Annotated in this window: 8 protein-coding genes; 4 read left to right on the forward strand and 4 right to left on the reverse strand. The window is 50.1% G+C overall.

The annotated features are described in order from the left end of the window. Positions 1 to 16 precede the first annotated feature (16 nt). The 3 genes from HMPREF9944_RS03435 to dgt form a co-directional block, all read right to left on the reverse strand. Positions 17 to 1942: a RagB/SusD family nutrient uptake outer membrane protein gene (locus tag HMPREF9944_RS03435; RefSeq protein ID WP_008564462.1), complete on the reverse strand. Its 1926-nt coding sequence runs from the start codon at positions 1940 to 1942 to the stop codon at positions 17 to 19. Positions 1943 to 1987: 45 nt separating this feature from the next. Further along, positions 1988 to 5146 (reverse strand): SusC/RagA family TonB-linked outer membrane protein, encoded by a 3159-nt coding sequence (locus HMPREF9944_RS03440; protein ID WP_008564463.1) that lies wholly within the window; start codon positions 5144 to 5146, stop codon positions 1988 to 1990. A 758-nt stretch (positions 5147 to 5904) separates the two neighbouring features. Beyond that, a complete protein-coding gene (gene dgt, locus HMPREF9944_RS03450; protein ID WP_008564464.1) occupies positions 5905 to 7242 on the reverse strand; it encodes a dGTP triphosphohydrolase in 1338 nt (445 codons plus the stop codon). A gap of 103 nt (positions 7243 to 7345) precedes the next feature. Here dgt and dut point away from each other — a divergent pair, with 103 nt between their 5' ends. Genes dut through HMPREF9944_RS03470 form a run of 4 tightly spaced genes read left to right on the forward strand, consistent with a single transcriptional unit; the run spans position 7346 to position 12157 of the window. Then, entirely contained in the window at positions 7346 to 7780 is a 435-nt protein-coding gene (dut, locus tag HMPREF9944_RS03455; RefSeq protein WP_008564465.1) for a dUTP diphosphatase, read from the forward strand. Positions 7781 to 7796: 16 nt separating this feature from the next. Next, the gene (locus HMPREF9944_RS03460) at positions 7797 to 9581 is read left to right on the forward strand and encodes a tetratricopeptide repeat protein (RefSeq protein ID WP_008564466.1); all 1785 of its coding nucleotides are present in this window, start codon (positions 7797 to 7799) and stop codon (positions 9579 to 9581) included. Beyond that, complete coding sequence (locus tag HMPREF9944_RS03465) at positions 9578 to 10483, forward strand: DUF4292 domain-containing protein (RefSeq protein ID WP_008564468.1); 906 nt, start codon at positions 9578 to 9580, stop codon at positions 10481 to 10483. The genes HMPREF9944_RS03460 and HMPREF9944_RS03465 overlap by 4 nt, the downstream gene beginning before the upstream one ends. Then, entirely contained in the window at positions 10484 to 12157 is a 1674-nt protein-coding gene (locus HMPREF9944_RS03470; protein WP_008564469.1) for a murein hydrolase activator EnvC family protein, read from the forward strand. It begins immediately after the preceding gene. 552 nt (positions 12158 to 12709) lie between these two features. On the opposite strand, the gene HMPREF9944_RS03475 is transcribed toward HMPREF9944_RS03470, so the two are convergent. After that, positions 12710 to 16795 (reverse strand): two-component regulator propeller domain-containing protein, encoded by a 4086-nt coding sequence (locus tag HMPREF9944_RS03475; protein WP_008564470.1) that lies wholly within the window; start codon positions 16793 to 16795, stop codon positions 12710 to 12712. Between the last annotated feature and the right edge of the window lie 197 nt (positions 16796 to 16992).

Consider the following 16992-nt stretch of genomic DNA (forward strand, 5'->3'; position numbering starts at 1 on the left):
TTTTTGATGTTTCAACTTACCAACCCGGGTTCTGTGTCAGGCCATAGCCTTTATTTACCTCTGCAGTCGGGAATGCAGAGAGATACCATTTCGGGTCGAACGAGGTCCACCATGCACGGCTCTTGTTCTTCAACGGCACGCGTTCATAGCGGAAATGTGTCGGGAAAGGCTTGCTGTTTTCATTGCCAAGGTAGGGCGTGTTGTTGTCTGTGCCGTCCGGGTTCAGCCGATAGATGCGCAACGCATGCAAGGTTTTGCCGAAGAGGTCGGCGCGACGGTAGCGTATCATGTCATAGAAACGCGACTCTTCGAAGCCGAATTCGCAGGTCCGTTCGCGCAGAATGGCTTCTATCAGGTTGTCTTTCTTCGTGTAATCCGTCGCAGGATCGGAAGCTACCAGCCCTTTCAGACCCACGCGGGCACGCACCTTGTCAACCTGTTCGATGGCTTTAGCAGTCTGTCCCGTCTGTGCCAATGCCTCTGCATAAATCAGATGCATCTCTGCCATGCGCAGGTAAGGCCAGCTGAGTACGTGGTTCTTTGAGTCGGCCTTGTTCATATAGAACTTATTGTTGGCCATACCTGTGGCATATTGTCCGCTCTCCGTGCTGATGCCTGAGCCTTCGTTACCGTTCACCCAAGCCTCCACTTGCCGGCCACTCATATTCCCATTGGCGTCCATACGGTTCAGAGTGCCGTTCACGATGATGGTTTCATAGAGGCGAGGGTCGCGGGTCAGCTCTTTAGGTTTGCCCGGAACAATGAACATTCTGTCCAAGTTACCGTGTCGTTCCAGTTCGTCATAATCGAACGGACTGCCGTCCTTCCACCCGAACATCTCCTGATATTCCTCGGTAGGCGTGTAACCTCCGAGACCATTCCATTCAGAAAAGAGGTATTGCCAGTCTTGAGAATCCTGATATTTCACACGGGTTGAAATCAGCACTTCGGTTGTTCCGCGGTCAGAATAGGCCTTACGGAAGGCAGCCCGATAGCCGCCCGGCGTGTTGTTGTCAGCCTGTACGAGGGCATACCAGCCCAGACTATTAACCTTATCGAAGAAAGCTTTGCAGGCATCGACCACAGCTTGCCAGCGAGCCTCTTGATAGTCGCCATACCATGCCTGCCGTTTCTCATTGGCCTCTTGGTTGCCTGTCGTGCAATAAGGCGTAGCATTGTTGAACAATGGAGACGCTGCAAAGTCGAGAACCTTGGCTTTTAGCCCCATCACACCGGCTTGCGTGAAGCGTCCTTCCCAGTTGGATAGGTCGGAACCCAATGCCCATGGCAGTTTAGGAACAGCCTCGTCCAAGAGACCGACAATGAATTTCACGGTCTCATCTACCGTGGCACGCGGGATTTCATAAACGGCATCCGTCCCGTCATAGGACTTTCTGACAAGTGGAAGTCCGCCATAATTGCGGAAAAGGTCAAAGTAACGCGAGGCGATGATGCTCTTTGCTTCGGCCTTCAAGCGTTCTTTTTCGCTCGCTTCCATGTTCGGTGTGTGGTCTACATTCTCCAAGAAGATGTAGCAGGCGCGCACGGTTTCCCACACATTATAGTTCATATAGGGGAAGCGTCCGTGGTCGTCTCCACCCTTGGATGGGGCCGTATATGCCCCGGCATAGTATTGTCTGTTCACTTCGTCCCAGTCGCAATGACTGTGTATGCAGTCAGACAGCGCGTCGATGACGCCCGTATTCATGCCTTGGGCCTCACCTCCTGTCCAGCAATAGGGCAGACCGTAGTGTAGCTTTCCATAGCACGCCCATAGAAAATTGCGTGTGTATTCGGGATTATTGAACACGGTATCTTTGGTAACATCATTGCCCGGTGCCTTGTCAAGGAATGCATCTCCGAATTTAATTTGGTCGGTACAGCTCGCAACGGAAGCACCTAACAGCAGCACTGCACCGAGAAGAATATGATAATGTTTCATGTTTTATCGTTTTTAATGATGTAGTCGACTTATTGATTCACCTTATTAAAAGCTTGCTTTCAGGCTGATGGCAAACGAACGGGTCAGCGGATAGTTGGGTCGATCGCTGGTTCTTGACTCCGGATCGCCCCATTTGAACTTGGAGAATGTCAGCAGGTTGTAGCCGCTGAGTGCTAAAGTGAGGTCGCGCAGCTTGATGGTATTCATCCAAGGGAAGTGGAAATGATAGGCCACCTGCATGGTCTTCAGGCGCAGATAGGCGGAGTTGACCTCATAAAGCGTCGAAGAGGCGTAGTTATTTGAGGCATGCAACTTCGTAGCACGCGGATAACGGGCGTTCGGATTGGGGTTATCTGGTGTCCACACGTTGTCGAATTGATATTGCAACAAGGCCTTTTCTTGCTGGTCGCCCAAGGGCTGACGGAAGCAATCTGCCAGCATTCGGGTCACGTTCCAAGCCGCTGTCCACTGCGTATTGAACTCAAAATCCTTGTATTGGAAGCCAAGATTGAAACCGGCTGTATATTCCGGGTCGTCCGTATGGCCCAAGGAATAGGAGTAATCATTGTTGTCTATGATGCCATCGCCATTGAGATCGGCGTACACTGCGTCGCCGTTTTCAAGTGCAACCGGGTGAGTTGGCAGGTGTTTTCCATGCTCGGCCATGTACCGTGCGTCGGCATCTGCGCTGTAAAGTCCCCAGAATTGGCGGATTGAACGCGAGCCGATGCGGTGCCCTTTCTGGTAAAGCCAGTCATAATTCTGTGGAGCTTCCATCATCTCCTTGATTTCGTTTTGGTTATAAGAGAGGTTGGCTCCCACCCAATAGCGGAGATTCTTGCCGATAAAGTCCTGCCATTTCAGCGAAACTTCATAGCCCCAGCTGTTCACTTCGCCGAGGTTTGCGGCCGGAAGTGTAAAGCCCAAGATGCCCGGAGCAATGTAACTGTTGAGCAAAATATCCTTGCGGTGCTCGTAATAGTAGTCGAAAGTGGCTTTCAATCTACTGTTGAGGAAGTTGGCATCTACGCCATAATCCTGCTTGAACGACTTCTCCCAAGTCACCTCGGGATTGTGTTTTGCCCCCTCGATGGCGCCATTCAGGTAGTTTCCTGTGTTCGTTCCGAAGTTATAAGTGTTGTTTTTATTGCCATAAGCTGACCAACCACTCTTCAAAACATAGGGGTCGTCGGTGTACATGAAGCGTGAACCATTGAGCTGATCGTTACCGACAAGTCCCCAAGAAGCACGCAGTTTCAAATAGTCGACCACCTTTTTTAAGGGCTTGAAGAACTGCTCTTCACTGATGGTCCAGCCCACCGAACCGGCCGGAAACAGCCCATATCGCTTGCCGGGAGCAAAGTTTTCCGAACCGTTATAGCCCACATTGAACTCTGCCATGTAGCGGTTTGCATAGTCATAAGTAACGCGGCTGACCAGTCCTACATAGCCATGAGGAATGTCGGAATACTGACTTGGGTAGTAGGTTTTTGACTGGTTGTAAAGCAAAAGTGCCCCCACATGATGCTGTCCAAAGCCACGTGTGTAGTCCAAACTGGCTTCCATGTACCAGTTGCGTCCCTTTCCGAACTCCTCCGAATAGCCCAATTGAGAGTCTTGTCCGTTCTTTCGGTATTCAATGGCATTGCCGCCTACTTTCACGGGATTGTAGGTTGCTACGCCACCCGGCCGTTTCTTGGTGATATAATAGGTGCTGTTGTAAGACCCTTTCACCTTGAATGAGAGGCCTTTCGTAATCATATTGAGCTTCTGTCTCAGCATCACGTCGGCATTGAGTACGTTGGTATTGCGCGAAGTATAGCCCATTCCGTAGTAGGAAGAAAGCCCACTGATGCCGGTGAATGGCAGATGATTGCCGTCTTCATCGGGGTCTGTAGTTGTCAAAACATAGCGTCCGCCAATCACACCCGGGCTTGAGAACGGTGTAGTATTATAGAGTTTGCGGAAGAGTTGCTGCCCATCTTCGGTGGAAATCGGCGTGTTCTTAGTGTCAGCACGGCCTCCGATGTTCACCGAAATCGTGGTGGTCTTTGTCACGTCGAAGTCGAGATTGGCGCGGTAGTTGAAGCGTTTGTAGTTGAAATTGAAGTCATAGTCGAGGGCTTGCTGCTTGAAAAGGCCACCTTGGGTGAATGCACCAAGCGACACAAAGTAGCGCACGTTGTTGGTTCCTCCCGAGATACTCACGTTGTGTTGCGACTGGAATGCCGCCTTTTTCAGGCAATAATCCATCCAATCCGTGTCGGGATAGCGAATAGGGTCACTGTGATCGCGCAGCTTCTGCACCACAGCATCCGAGAAAAGTGGCGTCGCTCCGTCGTTCTTCATCATCTGATTGTGATACAAGGCATACGAATATGAGTCGGCAAGTTTCAGCAGATTGGTCGGCAAAACCACGCTCGCACTAGTGTTGACCGACATGTTTGCCTTGCCTTCCTTACCGCGTTTGGTCGTCACAAGAATGACACCATTGGCGCCACGTACACCGAATACGGCCGTAGCCGAGGCGTCTTTGAGCACCGTTACGCTCTCTATTTCGTTCGGATCTATCTCACTGAAGTCGCGTTCCACACCGTCTACCTGAACCAAAGGAGCCGAGTTGGCCCACGTGGCTTTGCCGCGAACGAAGAGAGAAGCACCATCGGCACCCGGCTCTCCCGAGTATTGTACGGACGAAATGCCTGGAACCGAGCCCGCCAACATATTCGTAATAGAAGCTGTTGGCACCTTGGTCAGCAACTCACCATTGATGCCTGAGATGGCTCCCGTGACCGTTACTTTCTTCTGAGCACCGTAAGCTACGACCTGAACTTCTTGCACTGTCAGTGCATCGTCAGCCATAACGATGTGCATTTCGCGCCCCGGAGTGGCCTTTACTTTCTTGGTTGAGTAGCCCACAGAGGTAATCGTGATAAGTTCGTTAGCGAGGGTTTGCACGACAAACTTACCATCGATGTCGGTAATCTTCACGGCCTTGCCGCCGATACTGATGGTTGCTCCAATCACGGGTTCACCGTTATTGTCAACCACGACGCCCTTTACAGTCTGCATTTGCTGCTGGACGGAAAGGAAATGTGGGTCTTGTGCGGCACTTGTCGAGCACAAAGGCAACACCAATCCCGTTGACAGCAGGGCTGCCATACACATTTTTACGGAAAGAGATATCCAATAAGGATGTTTCATAATTTAAGTATTTAGTTATTTGGTTGCGCAGTTTAGGTTTCTTTTCACGGCAAATGGCGGCCTTGTTTCCTTGAAGCAGGAGTTTAACTTCCATTAGCGATTTGTTTGCAAAGATTGCATTTTTTAAGAATATCGGCCCTCACGATATGCGATTTCATTCGCACTATTCGTTAATTTTATGAGGAATAAAGTGAAAAATAGCGATGAAATGGAGGAAAAAGAGCCTTCGTTGCTTCCTCAAAAGCCCACCCCAGTTCCTCTAAATACCTACCCCTGCCCTCCCAAAGGGAGGGAGAGCGAGCAGAGGGAGCCTCCCTCAGCTCCTCCAAAGGAGCGGAGAATGAGATTGGAGAGCCTCCCCCGGCCCCTCCAAAGGAGGGGAGAGTGAGATTGGGGCAATACTATTAAGAAAGGGTTTCTAAGCAATTGGTTTCCAATCACATAGGAACCGCGTTGCAATATAGGTCATATTGGCGTGCAATATGGGTGATATTGGGCGGTAAAATGGGTGATATTAGCGCGCAAGATAGGCCATATTGGAAGACGAAACGGGCCATATTGGACGAAAAGGTGTAATATGTTGATTATCAATCGCCACGAAATCTAACTCATAACGTACGGAATTGAATCCATCATTCACGATGTATCATTCATCATCAAAGCCCCGCAATCTCGTACTCCCCTCCTTTGGAGGGGTTGGGGGAGGCTCCCTCTGCTCGCATTCCCTCCCTTTGGGAGGTCCGAGGTGGGTACCTTTCCTACACAATCGGCAGGGCCGCACCGTTTATTTTTTGGTAGATATCGAGCGCATATACGTCGGTCATGCCACTGATATAGTCGATAACGGCCATGATACGCGTCTCCATATTGTCGCTGTGAATGTCATATTGGCTGCTGACACGGCGTATCAACTGTTGCGAATAGAAGCGGTTTGGCTCCATGGCTGCCCCAATAAACACGTCCATCAAGGTTTCCATGATCTTGTAACCCGATAGTTCAATGTCGAGAACCGGCTTACTATGATAGATTTTCTGATACGAAATGGCCTCGCATTTGCGGTAGGCTTCGCGCTGCAAAGGGGAGATATGGTCGATGATACTGCCCTCAAAGGTACCGCTTAATAGCTCATCTTCGTGGTCAACAAAAGCCTTGACGCACTCGTTTTCGAGCTTTCCAATGACGCTGGCCCGCATATATACCACCTGTTCATTGGCGTCGGTGACGCCTTCTTCCTTGATTCTTTCAAGGATATATTCGCGCATTTGCTCGTCGAAAAAGCCCAGAAGTAGGTCTTTGGTCTCCTCAAACGAGAGGATTTTCAGCTTATGTGAGTCCTCAATGTCCATGATTTCGTAACATATATCATCGGCAGCTTCGACGAGATAAACCAGTGGATGGCGGGCATATCTCAATGCTTCTGCATCTCCAGACTTGCAAATTATGCCCAATTCATCGGCGATTTTGCGATAGTCTTCGGCCTCGGTTTGGAAGAAACCAAACTTACCATGGCTACCAGCTAAGCTGCTTGAGAAGGGGTATTTCACAATACTTGCCAACATAGAATAGGTCATAACGAAGCCTCCGATGCGCCTTCCAAAGAAGCGATGTGTCAGTAATCGGAACGCATTTGCATTGCCTTCGAAGTGCGAAATGTCGTTCCAAAACGGTGCTGAAACAGCCATTTTGAGTTGCTTCCCCTTCCCTTCTGTGAAGAAAGTCCGTATAGCTTTCTCCCCAGAATGGCCGAAAGGAGGGTTCCCCATGTCGTGAGCTAAGCACGCAGCACTGACGATTGTGCCGATTTCTTCGAACAAAGTATTGGCCAATTCTGGGTGCTTTTGCTTCAGACGTGTGCAGACATCGTTGCCCAACGACTGCCCCAAACTCGACACTTCAAGGCTATGTGTCAACCGATTATGCACGAAAATACTGCCCGGAAGCGGGAAAACTTGCGTCTTGTTCTGCAATCTTCTGAACGGAGCAGAGTAGATCAAGCGATCGTAATCACGCTTGAATTCCGATCGATCGTCGTGACGTTCGGCATGACGGTGCTCTTGTCCGAGTCGCTTGTTGGATATAAGTTGTTGCCAATTCATGTGGCAAATATAGTGGAAATTAGTGGATTTTCTGTCTTTTTAAGCCGAAAAATGAAGTTATCTGCATGGAATTGCGTATTTTTGCACCTAATTATATAACGCAATGAAGATTAAAGTAGTAAACAAAGGCCATCAGCCACTGCCTGAATATGCCACACCTCAGAGCGCAGGTATGGACCTTCGGGCCAACATCGAGGAGGCAATCGTATTGAAACCCATGGAGCGCAGGCTCGTTCCTACGGGACTTCATATCGCTTTACCGGCCGGGTTTGAGGCACAAATCCGCCCACGAAGCGGTCTTGCTTTGAAGCATGGCATCACCGTTCTCAATACGCCCGGTACCGTAGATGCCGACTATCGCGGTGAGATCATGGTGCTATTGGTCAACTTTTCCGACCGTGATTTTATCGTTAATGACGGTGAACGGATTGCTCAAATGGTGATTGCAAGTCACGAACATGGGACTTTCGAGCTTGTAGAAGCACTTGATGAGACCACACGGGGCACGGGCGGATATGGTCATACGGGGTTGAAATAATCAAGAAATCACGATTTTGAGATACGCATTCAAATATATTTTAATCGCTTCGGCCGCCGGTTTGGTGGTCTCAACGACCGCTATTCCCTCCTTTGCAGAGCGTGATAAACAACGAAAAACGGCGGTTTCATCGACCGAAATGCCGGTTTTGAGCTATGAAGACAGCGTGAAATACAACACGCTTTTCCTGGATGCCATTCTCGCAGAGGCTGCCGACAAGACCGATTCTGCCTACACGCTGCTGAAACAATGCATCGAACTCAATCCCAATGCGGCCGAAGCTTACTACTTTCTTGCCCCGTTCGAGTCGGACAAAAAGAACGATTCGCTGGCCATTGCCTATCTGACAAAGGCCGTGGAGCTGTCACCTGACAATGAAGATTATCAGGAACGGTTGGCCGAATACTACATCAATGCTCAACAATATAGCAAGGCCATCAATGTGTATGAGGCCCTTGTGGCTCGCCACGGCGACCGTACGGACGTGCTTCAACTGCTGCTTCAGCTCTATAATCAGCAGAAAGACTACGACAATATGCTGCGTGTGCTCGCCCGATTAGAGCAGAATGACGGCAATAGTGAGGGGCTAACGCTCTCCAAAGTGCATGTTTTTGAGTTGAAAGGTGATAAGAAATCGGCCTGCAAAGCCCTTCAAGATCTCTGCCAATCTTACCCGAATGACCTTGGTTATCAGGTCATGTTAGGCAACTGGTTTATGCAGAACAACGAGCCAAAAGCAGCCTTTGAGCGGTATCAAAACGTGTTGAATGAGGAGCCAGAAAACGCGATGGCACTCGCTTCTATGTATGATTATTACACGGCAAACGGTGACACTTTGAAGGCAAAAGACATCATGATGCGAAGTCTTTTGAGCAAGAATACTGACTCGGAAGCTAAACAAAGCATGCTGAAACAACTCATTCAGACCAACGAAAAGGCTGGGGGAGACAGTACAATCGTGCTGAACATGTTTGACAAAGTGCTTGAGATTTCGCCCAAAGATGCGGCTGTTGCCGAGCTGAAAGTGGCCTATATGTCGTTGAAAAAGATGCCAACAGCGGCCATAGATAGCGCAATTATCGACCTGCTTAACGTGACTCCTGACCGCAAAGGAGCCCGAATTCAACTGCTACAAGATATGTGGTCGGCCAAGAATTGGGCCCAAATTGTGGAGCAATGTCACACGGGATTGGCTTTCAATCCCGATGAGTTGGCGTTCTATTATTTTATGAGTCTGGCTTACATTCAGCTGGAAAAGCCCGACTTGGTCGTAGAGACTATACGCAAAGGAATGGCACATTGCGACAAAGCCAACAAGGACATGGTGGCCGAGCTCTATGCCATCATGGGCGATTATCTGCAAAAACAGCATCAAACAAAGGAGTCGTATGCGGCTTACGACAGCTGTTTGGCCTACAAGAGTGACAATATTTACGCCCTCAATAACTATGCTTATTACCTCTGTGAAAACGGAGGTAACCTGCAAAAAGCAGCCCAAATGAGTTACAAAACCGTGGAGGCTGAACCCCGAAATGCCTCATATCTCGATACTTATGCATGGATTCTTTTCATGCAAGGTCACTACACTGAGGCCCGCATTTACGCTGACCAAGCACTGCAAAACGACACGGATTCGGTGGCAAGTTCAGTCATTTTAGAACACGCCGGCGACATTTATGCACAGCTTAAAGACATGAAAAAGGCTGTCGATTACTGGCAGAAAGCCTTGAAAGCCGGCAGCGGAAACGAGGCTATCCTAATGAAAAAGATACGATTAAAGAAATATATTAAAAGCCGATGAAGACGAAACTGCTGTATAGCCGGCTCATATTGCCGGCCCTCCTCGTGCTCTTTGCAGCCTGCGGAGCAAAGAAAAACCTCGTAAAGACCACCACTTCGACGACGGTCGCCACGAAAACAACGACGGGGAATGCCCCTAATCCCGAACTACAGAAACTTGGTTTCTTGCAAAAAGTGGCCGACAATGCCGTCTATGCCAACAACATTGTGGGCGATATGAAGTTCAATCTCAAGGTCGATGGCAGGGATATCACCGCGCCGGGTTCGCTCCATATGCGCAAGAACCAAGTGATCCGCATTCAACTTTTCATTCCTTTATTAGGCTCAGAAGTGGGCCGTTTGGAGTTTACTCCCGATTATGTGCTCGTCATCGACCGCTTTCATAAGGAGTATATCAAGGCAGATTACAATCAACTTGACTTCTTGAAAGACAACGGACTGACCTTTTACAGCTTGCAATCTCTGTTCTGGAACCAGCTATTCATGCCCGGAACCGACCGCTTGAACGAGACTTCGCTGCGCAAGTTCGAGGCAAATCTGCAGCCAACCACGGCCACAACGCCCATCAGTCTGAAGCAGGGTAACTTGAATTTCGTATGGAATGCCGACACGAAAAGCGGACTGATTGGCCAGACAACAGTTGGTTATCACAGTGCACAGCACGGAAATTCCACGCTTACTTGGCTTTACGAGAACTTCATGAACGTTGGCGTGAAACGCTTCCCAGCCAAGCAAACCTTTACTTTCTCAACCACTGCGACCCGCCAAAAGCGGACGGTTCAAGTGACAATCGACATGGATGAGGTGACCACCAAGGACGGATGGGAGACCAATTCAACCGTTTCAAGCAAATACAAGAAGATAGAAACCAAAGATATTTTGGCCAAAATCATGAGCTTCTAAATGAAAAGAACAGCACTTATCCTTTTAACCTTGTTGCTGACCTTGGGCGCTTCGGCACAGAAGAAAACCACCGTCAGACCGCAACGCACGCCACAAAAGAAGACGACAGCACCGCAAAAGAAGCCTGCCGGCAAGAAGAAAGCCGACCGAAAGACGGCTGTCTACACCAATGCTTCCATCAAAGGACTGCAAGGACAACGTGCGCAAATCCGGAAAAAGATTAAGGAACAAGAGCAAGCCTTGCGAAGAAACCAAGCCGATGTGAAGCAAAGACTCGACAATCTGCTTACATTAAACGCTCAAATAGACCAACGACAGAAGCATATCGAGGGCATAGAAAGCGACATCAACCATATCAATGGCAACATCAACATACTGGAAGCGCAACTCAAAACGCTTGAACAACAACTGTCAGACCGCAAGTCTAAGTATGTGAAATCCATGCGCTACATGGCCCGTCACCGCACCGTTCAAGACCGATTGATGTTTATTTTCTCGGCAAAGAGCTTTGCCCAGATGTACCGCCGCATGCGTTTCGTGCGCGAATATGCCGACTATCAGAAGGCACAAGGCGAGATGGTGAAGGTCAAGCAGATGCAGGTAGACGGCAAACATCTGCAACTTCAGCAGGTGAAAGGTCGGAAAAACAATCTCCTCTACAAGGGAAAGAAAGAGAAAGAAGCCCTCGAAGGGCAGCAAGACGAGCAGAAGAAAGTGGTCGCTTCCTTGCAAAATCAACAGAAAACCATACAGAAAATCATCGCTGAACAGCAGCAGAAAGATGCTGCTCTCAATGCCCAAATCGACCGATTGGTGGCAGAAGAGGTGGCAAAAGCACGTGCCCGGGCGGCCGCAGAAGCCAAAAGAAAGGCCGAAGCACAGGCAGCTGCGCAGCGTCGCGCAGCCGAATTGGCTAAGAAAAAGGCTGAAGCTGAGGCCGCACAACGCGAGAATGAGCGGCGCATTGCAGAGGCTAAAGCACGCGAAGCCAAGCTGAAAGCCGAGGCAGAAGCGGCCACACGCGCGGCCGAAGAGGCTCGGAAAGCACAGCAATCTGCGGCAGAAGCCAAGAAGAAAGCGGCTGCCGAAGCGGTGGCAAGGGCTGCTGCAGAGAAGCGGGAACAGGCCGAACAGGCCGCAAAAGAGGCCGAAGCCCAACGCATGGCTGCTGAAAGAAAGGCCAAAACCGAGGCTGCCCGCCAGCGACAAGAGCTTGCCGAGGCCAAGAAAGAGGCCGACGAAGTGCAGCAGCTCTCCACGGTTGACCGCATGATCAGCGGCGGATTTGAGGCCAACCGCGGCCGCTTACCGATGCCAATCTCCGGAAGTTATAAGGTTGTGAGCCACTTCGGACAATACAATGTGTCGGGTTTGAAGGGCGTAACGCTCGACAATAAGGGCATCAACATCAAGGGGAACCCCGGCTGTGTGGCCCGTTCTATCTACGATGGTGAGGTGAGTGCGGTCTTTGGATACGCGGGAAGCATGGTCGTTATGGTGCGCCATGGTGCCTATATCTCCGTATATTGCAACCTACATTCGGTGAGTGTGAGTCGCGGACAAAAGGTAAGTCCGCGCCAATCCTTGGGCGTTGTCGGTGCAGATAATATCCTTCAGTTCCAGTTGCGCAAGGAAACTACAAAGCTGAACCCTGAAGTTTGGTTGGGAAGATAGAGGCGCGGGACGACTCGAAGGACCCACCCTAACCCTCCCAGACACCTACCCCAGCCCTCCCAAAGGGAGGGAGTACGAGCAGAGGGAGCCTCCCCCGGCCCCTCCGAAGGAGGGGAGAGCGAGCTTGCGGAGCCTTGATGATGAATGATATATTGTGAATGATGAATTCAATTCCGTATGTTATGAGTTAGATTCCTCAGCGATTGATAATCAATATATTACACCTTGTCGTCTAATATGGGCCATTTCGCCTTTCAATATGGCCTATCTTGCGCGCTAATATCACCCATTTTACCGCCCAATATCACCCATATTGCACGCCAATATAGCCTATATTGTAACGCGGTTTCTATGTAATTGGAAACCAATTGTTTAGAAACTCTTTCTCAAAAGTATTGCCCCAATCTCACTCTCCCCTCCTTCGGAGGGGCTGGGGGAGGCTCTCCAACCTCTCATTCCCCTCCATTGAAAAAGTTGGGGGAGGCTCCCTCTGCTCACTCTCCCTCCCTTTGGGAGGGCTGGGGTGGGTGTTTAGGAGGGCCGGAATGGGTGTTATTGTCTCCCAATCCACTCCTTCAGCACCATTCCATACTCCTTTTTGAAGCAGCGAGTGAAGTAGTTTGGCGAGTTAAAACCCACCATTGCGGCAAGTTCGCTAACGGGAATATCGGGCTGTTTCAGGGCAATTTGGCAGGCTTCTTTCATGCGCACGGCATTGATAAAGCCCGTGATACTCTGCCCAGTCAAGGCTCGCAGCTTGTTGTAAAGGGTCGATTCGCTGACACACATGGCCCGTGCAAGGGCCGAACGGTCGTAATCCGAGTCGGCAAGATGCGTCTTTACGCAATCCACAGCGGCCTGCAAGAACCGACTGTCTGGGCTGCTGTAGTGTTCATTTTCTATCTTGAAGTCTGCCTGTGCACTGAATTTCTCCTTGATACGCTTGCGGTTTTCGATGATACTGTCAATGCGCAATTGCAGGTCTTCCAGCTTAAACGGCTTCGTGACATAGGCATCTACGCCGATGCGATAGGCCTCCATGCGTTCCTTTTCCTGTATTTTTGCCGTCAGCATCACAAAGGGAAGCATTGCTAAATCCTTGTCGTTCTTCACCGTTTCCACGAGTTCATAGCCGTCCATCACGGGCATCATCACGTCTGTAACGACCAAATCAAGTTCCTCTTTCCGTATGATATTCAAGGCTTGCAGGCCGTTTTTGGCCGTCAATACCGTGTATTTTCGACTTAACAAACGCTGCATCAAGCGCAGTAGTTCGGTGTTGTCTTCGACCAACAGCAGTCGGTATTCTTTGTCATCCACGTCATCTGACGGTTCAATGGGAGGCGTTTTGCCGGCCACGTCCACCGTAGATGGCTCCCGATGTGCCTTTGCCGGACTTGCTTCTACCTCGTTTTCGGCATAGAACCGACGCGCTATTGGCAGCTTGATCGTGAAACTTGTGCCCTCACCAAGCCTGCTTTTACAAGCTATTTCTCCATGATGTAGCTTCACAAGGTCACGCGTTAAGGAGAGTCCGATGCCCGTTCCATGCGTGTGCATCTTGCGATAATCGCCGTCAAAGAAGCGAGTATAGAGTTGCTTCTGCCCCTCTTTCGAGATGCCGATGCCGTCGTCTTGTACCGTTATCACAGCCTTTTCCCGCTCCAAAACCACCGTGACGCGCACGTGTCCGCCAGCATTCGTGTACTTCAAAGCATTGGAAACAAGGTTTGAAAGCATCTTTTCAACCTTGTCAGTATCAAACCAACCGGGAATCAATTTGGGGAAGGTTGCCACCTGTAATGCGATGTTTCGGCTGACAGCAAGGGCGTTCATGTTGTGGCAAACGGCTGAAACAAATTCGCCCAAGTCGCCTTCTGACACGCGGAGATGCAGTTGTCCGGCTTGCGATTTCCTTACTTCAAGCGTCTGACGTATCAGCTGAACCAATCTGTTTACATTGTTTTGAATCAGCGAATAAGCTTGTTCAAACTGCGGAGCCTGCCTGCGAAGCTCGTCCACAGCGGCTGAAACAACGGCCAAAGGTGTCTGTAATTCGTGTGCAATATTCGTGAAAACGACAGCCATCTGCATGCGGTTTCGGTCCTTTAAATGGCGTTTATAACGTCGTATTCCATATGAAACAAGACCCACAAATAGCAGCAAATACAACCCAAAAGCCCACCATGTTGCCCACCAATGTGGCTGAACTTCGATTGCAATTCCATAGGGAAGGGCATGCCATTTTCCCTGCCCATCGGCCGCTTTAAGATAGAGTTTGTAATGTCCCGACGGCAGGTTTTGAAAGGTAGCCCTGCGGAAATCGGCGCTACGATAGTGCCAATTGTCATCATATCCCTCTAATTTATAGGCGTATCTCACCATGTCTTGATGGCTATAACAGAGCAGTGCGAACTCAAAGGCAAACTTACTGACGGTGGAAGGAATGACAATCCGATGCGCAAAGGCAGGCGAATAGGCCGACAACTTGCTGCGCTTTGCGGCCTCAAGTTGGGCAAACGGCGTGTCGTCGACATAGAAATCGGTCACCAACAGTCGTCCCGTTTCCTGCCGAACCACGTTGGCTGCGACATCAGGATTGAAAGAAAAGAAGCCACCTTTCGTTGTAAAGAAGAGCTGACCCGCATAGCTGCACGTGGCATTCGGGTAGCCTTGCAGATTGCCGAGGCCGTCCTCGCGCGTGAAAATCCTGATGTCAGGTCGGTCTTTCACGTGACCTTGTGCATCAAGCAACACGGCATTCGGTCGGAAAGTCAGGCACAAGAGCGACTGTCCCATGGTAAGCCAGAGCCTGCCCCGCTTATCTTCGTTCAGTGAAAAGGCTTGTCCGCGACCCAACTGATACTCCCTATTGACGGGAACAAAGCGGTCGTGCCGCGCATCATAGATGAAAAGACCACCCGTATAAGACACAGCCCACAGCCGATGAGCCCTGTCTTCGAAGCAAGTTGAGGCGTCATGGAGTGAGAAACGCCCGTTTTCAGGAGTGTAATGTCGGTAAACAAACTGATTGGGATGCGCTGAATTGCCCGTTATTCTGATGATACCTTCGTTGTCGGTAGCTATCCATAGGCGTCCTTTATGGTCTTGAATGATGCCCCGGACATCGCAGTTTGCAAAACTTCCTCGGCCGTCTTTCATCTCCAAACGGCGGCCCTTGCCGTCCGGAGTGACGATGCTCAGCCCGCTTCTTTGCCCGACCCACATTACATTGTCACGACTTTCGAAGAGCATGTTGACGTAATCATCGGCAATGGTTGTGCCATCTGCGGCCGAAAGCATGCGTGCCTTGCCACGCTGTCCGGGTGGAACAACGATGATACCCGACCCATTCGTGGCAATCCAAAGCTCGCCGTTGAAGCGTAATTTCACCGAAGGTATGCTCGAATATAATATATAAGGTGAGATGTTTTCAATGCCCCTGATTTGATTTCCATAGCGTATTTGGCCCGTTTCTGAGCTGTAATAGGCCAGCTGCGAGGGGTACATTCCTATCCAAAAGCCCTTTCCGTCGGTCGTATAAACAGACTTCGGGGTACTGTTCTGTGCCAAAGTCGGAAGGCGATACAGGTTGAACGGCGCCGGATTTGTGTTGACATGCAAGATGCCGTTGGCTGCCGTTTCTATCCAAAGGCAGCCCTTTCGGTCGGTCGTTATCCGCTTCGGGCCACCCAAGGCCACCGTTTGTGCCTCGTCACCGATGGCGGTATAGTTCGCACAATGACCCATATTGTCGTCCATATCAATGGCCGTAAGGCCGCCACGGGAGCAGGCCCAGACTTTCTTTCCGGCCGATTCTTCGGTCAGATTGTAGCAGATATCGAAGCCTATTTGGGCACTGTTGTAACTATGTAGGCCCGGATTTGCACGGTCATAGGGCCTGTCCATGCGCACGATGCCATAGCCCCAAGTGCCTATCCACAGCCGTCCTCGACTGTCAAAAAGCAGCGAATAGGCCGAATTTCGGGCGTTCAAACGGTCGTAACTCACGAACTTTCGCTGCGAAGGAGCAAAGAAAAGCAACCCGTTTCCCCATGTTCCAAGGTAGAGATTTCCATGCTTATCCTCGGTAATAGCCTTGACACTGTAGTCGCCTAAACGGCTTTTTTGCCCGCGAACGTCCATGACAATGGCATTCCGATCGCCGTAGGTTACGAAGCAATCTCGCCCGGGTTCATAGCGAGAAAGGCCGCCGTCGGTCCCTATCCACACGTGACCATCGCGTGCAGTGAACAGCGTATAGACAACCCGTTGCCTGCTTCCGGGCAGGTGATAGGTCTTGAATTGTCCCGTTCTTCGGTCCATTCTGACCAGCCCGTTGCGTGTTCCAATCCACAAACGGTCGTGCTTGTCTTCGGTAATCGCAAGGATATTGTTGCTCGGAAAGAGGCATTTCGTGTAGCCATCACTCTGATAGGACCGGAAATCATAGCCGTCGTAGGACCTCAAACCGGCCGAGGAACCCACCCACATCATGCCTTGTCGGTCGAAGAAAAGGCATTGTGTCTCACCTAAATCGGGTGCATTGATTGTCGAAAGCACACGACAGTTCAACGTCTGCGCACCGACATTCAAGGCGCAAAGCCACAAGATAGGCAGCAAAAGTTTCTTAGACATGACGAAAGGTTTAGATAGGTTGTTTACAAATTTAACTGTTTTTTTTGATTAATAAGCGATTTCATCGTTGTTTTTTCCGCTTTCTCGCGTTTTTATAAAAGCAAAATATGCGTTGGGAGTACATGCAAGTAATATGTAGGGACTTTGGCTTTGAAGTTTAAACATTGAAGTCTGAACTTTAAGATGAGCTGGCTTTG

It is taken from the genome of Segatella maculosa OT 289 (genome assembly GCF_000243015.1).
Lineage (GTDB): Bacteria > Bacteroidota > Bacteroidia > Bacteroidales > Bacteroidaceae > Prevotella > Prevotella maculosa.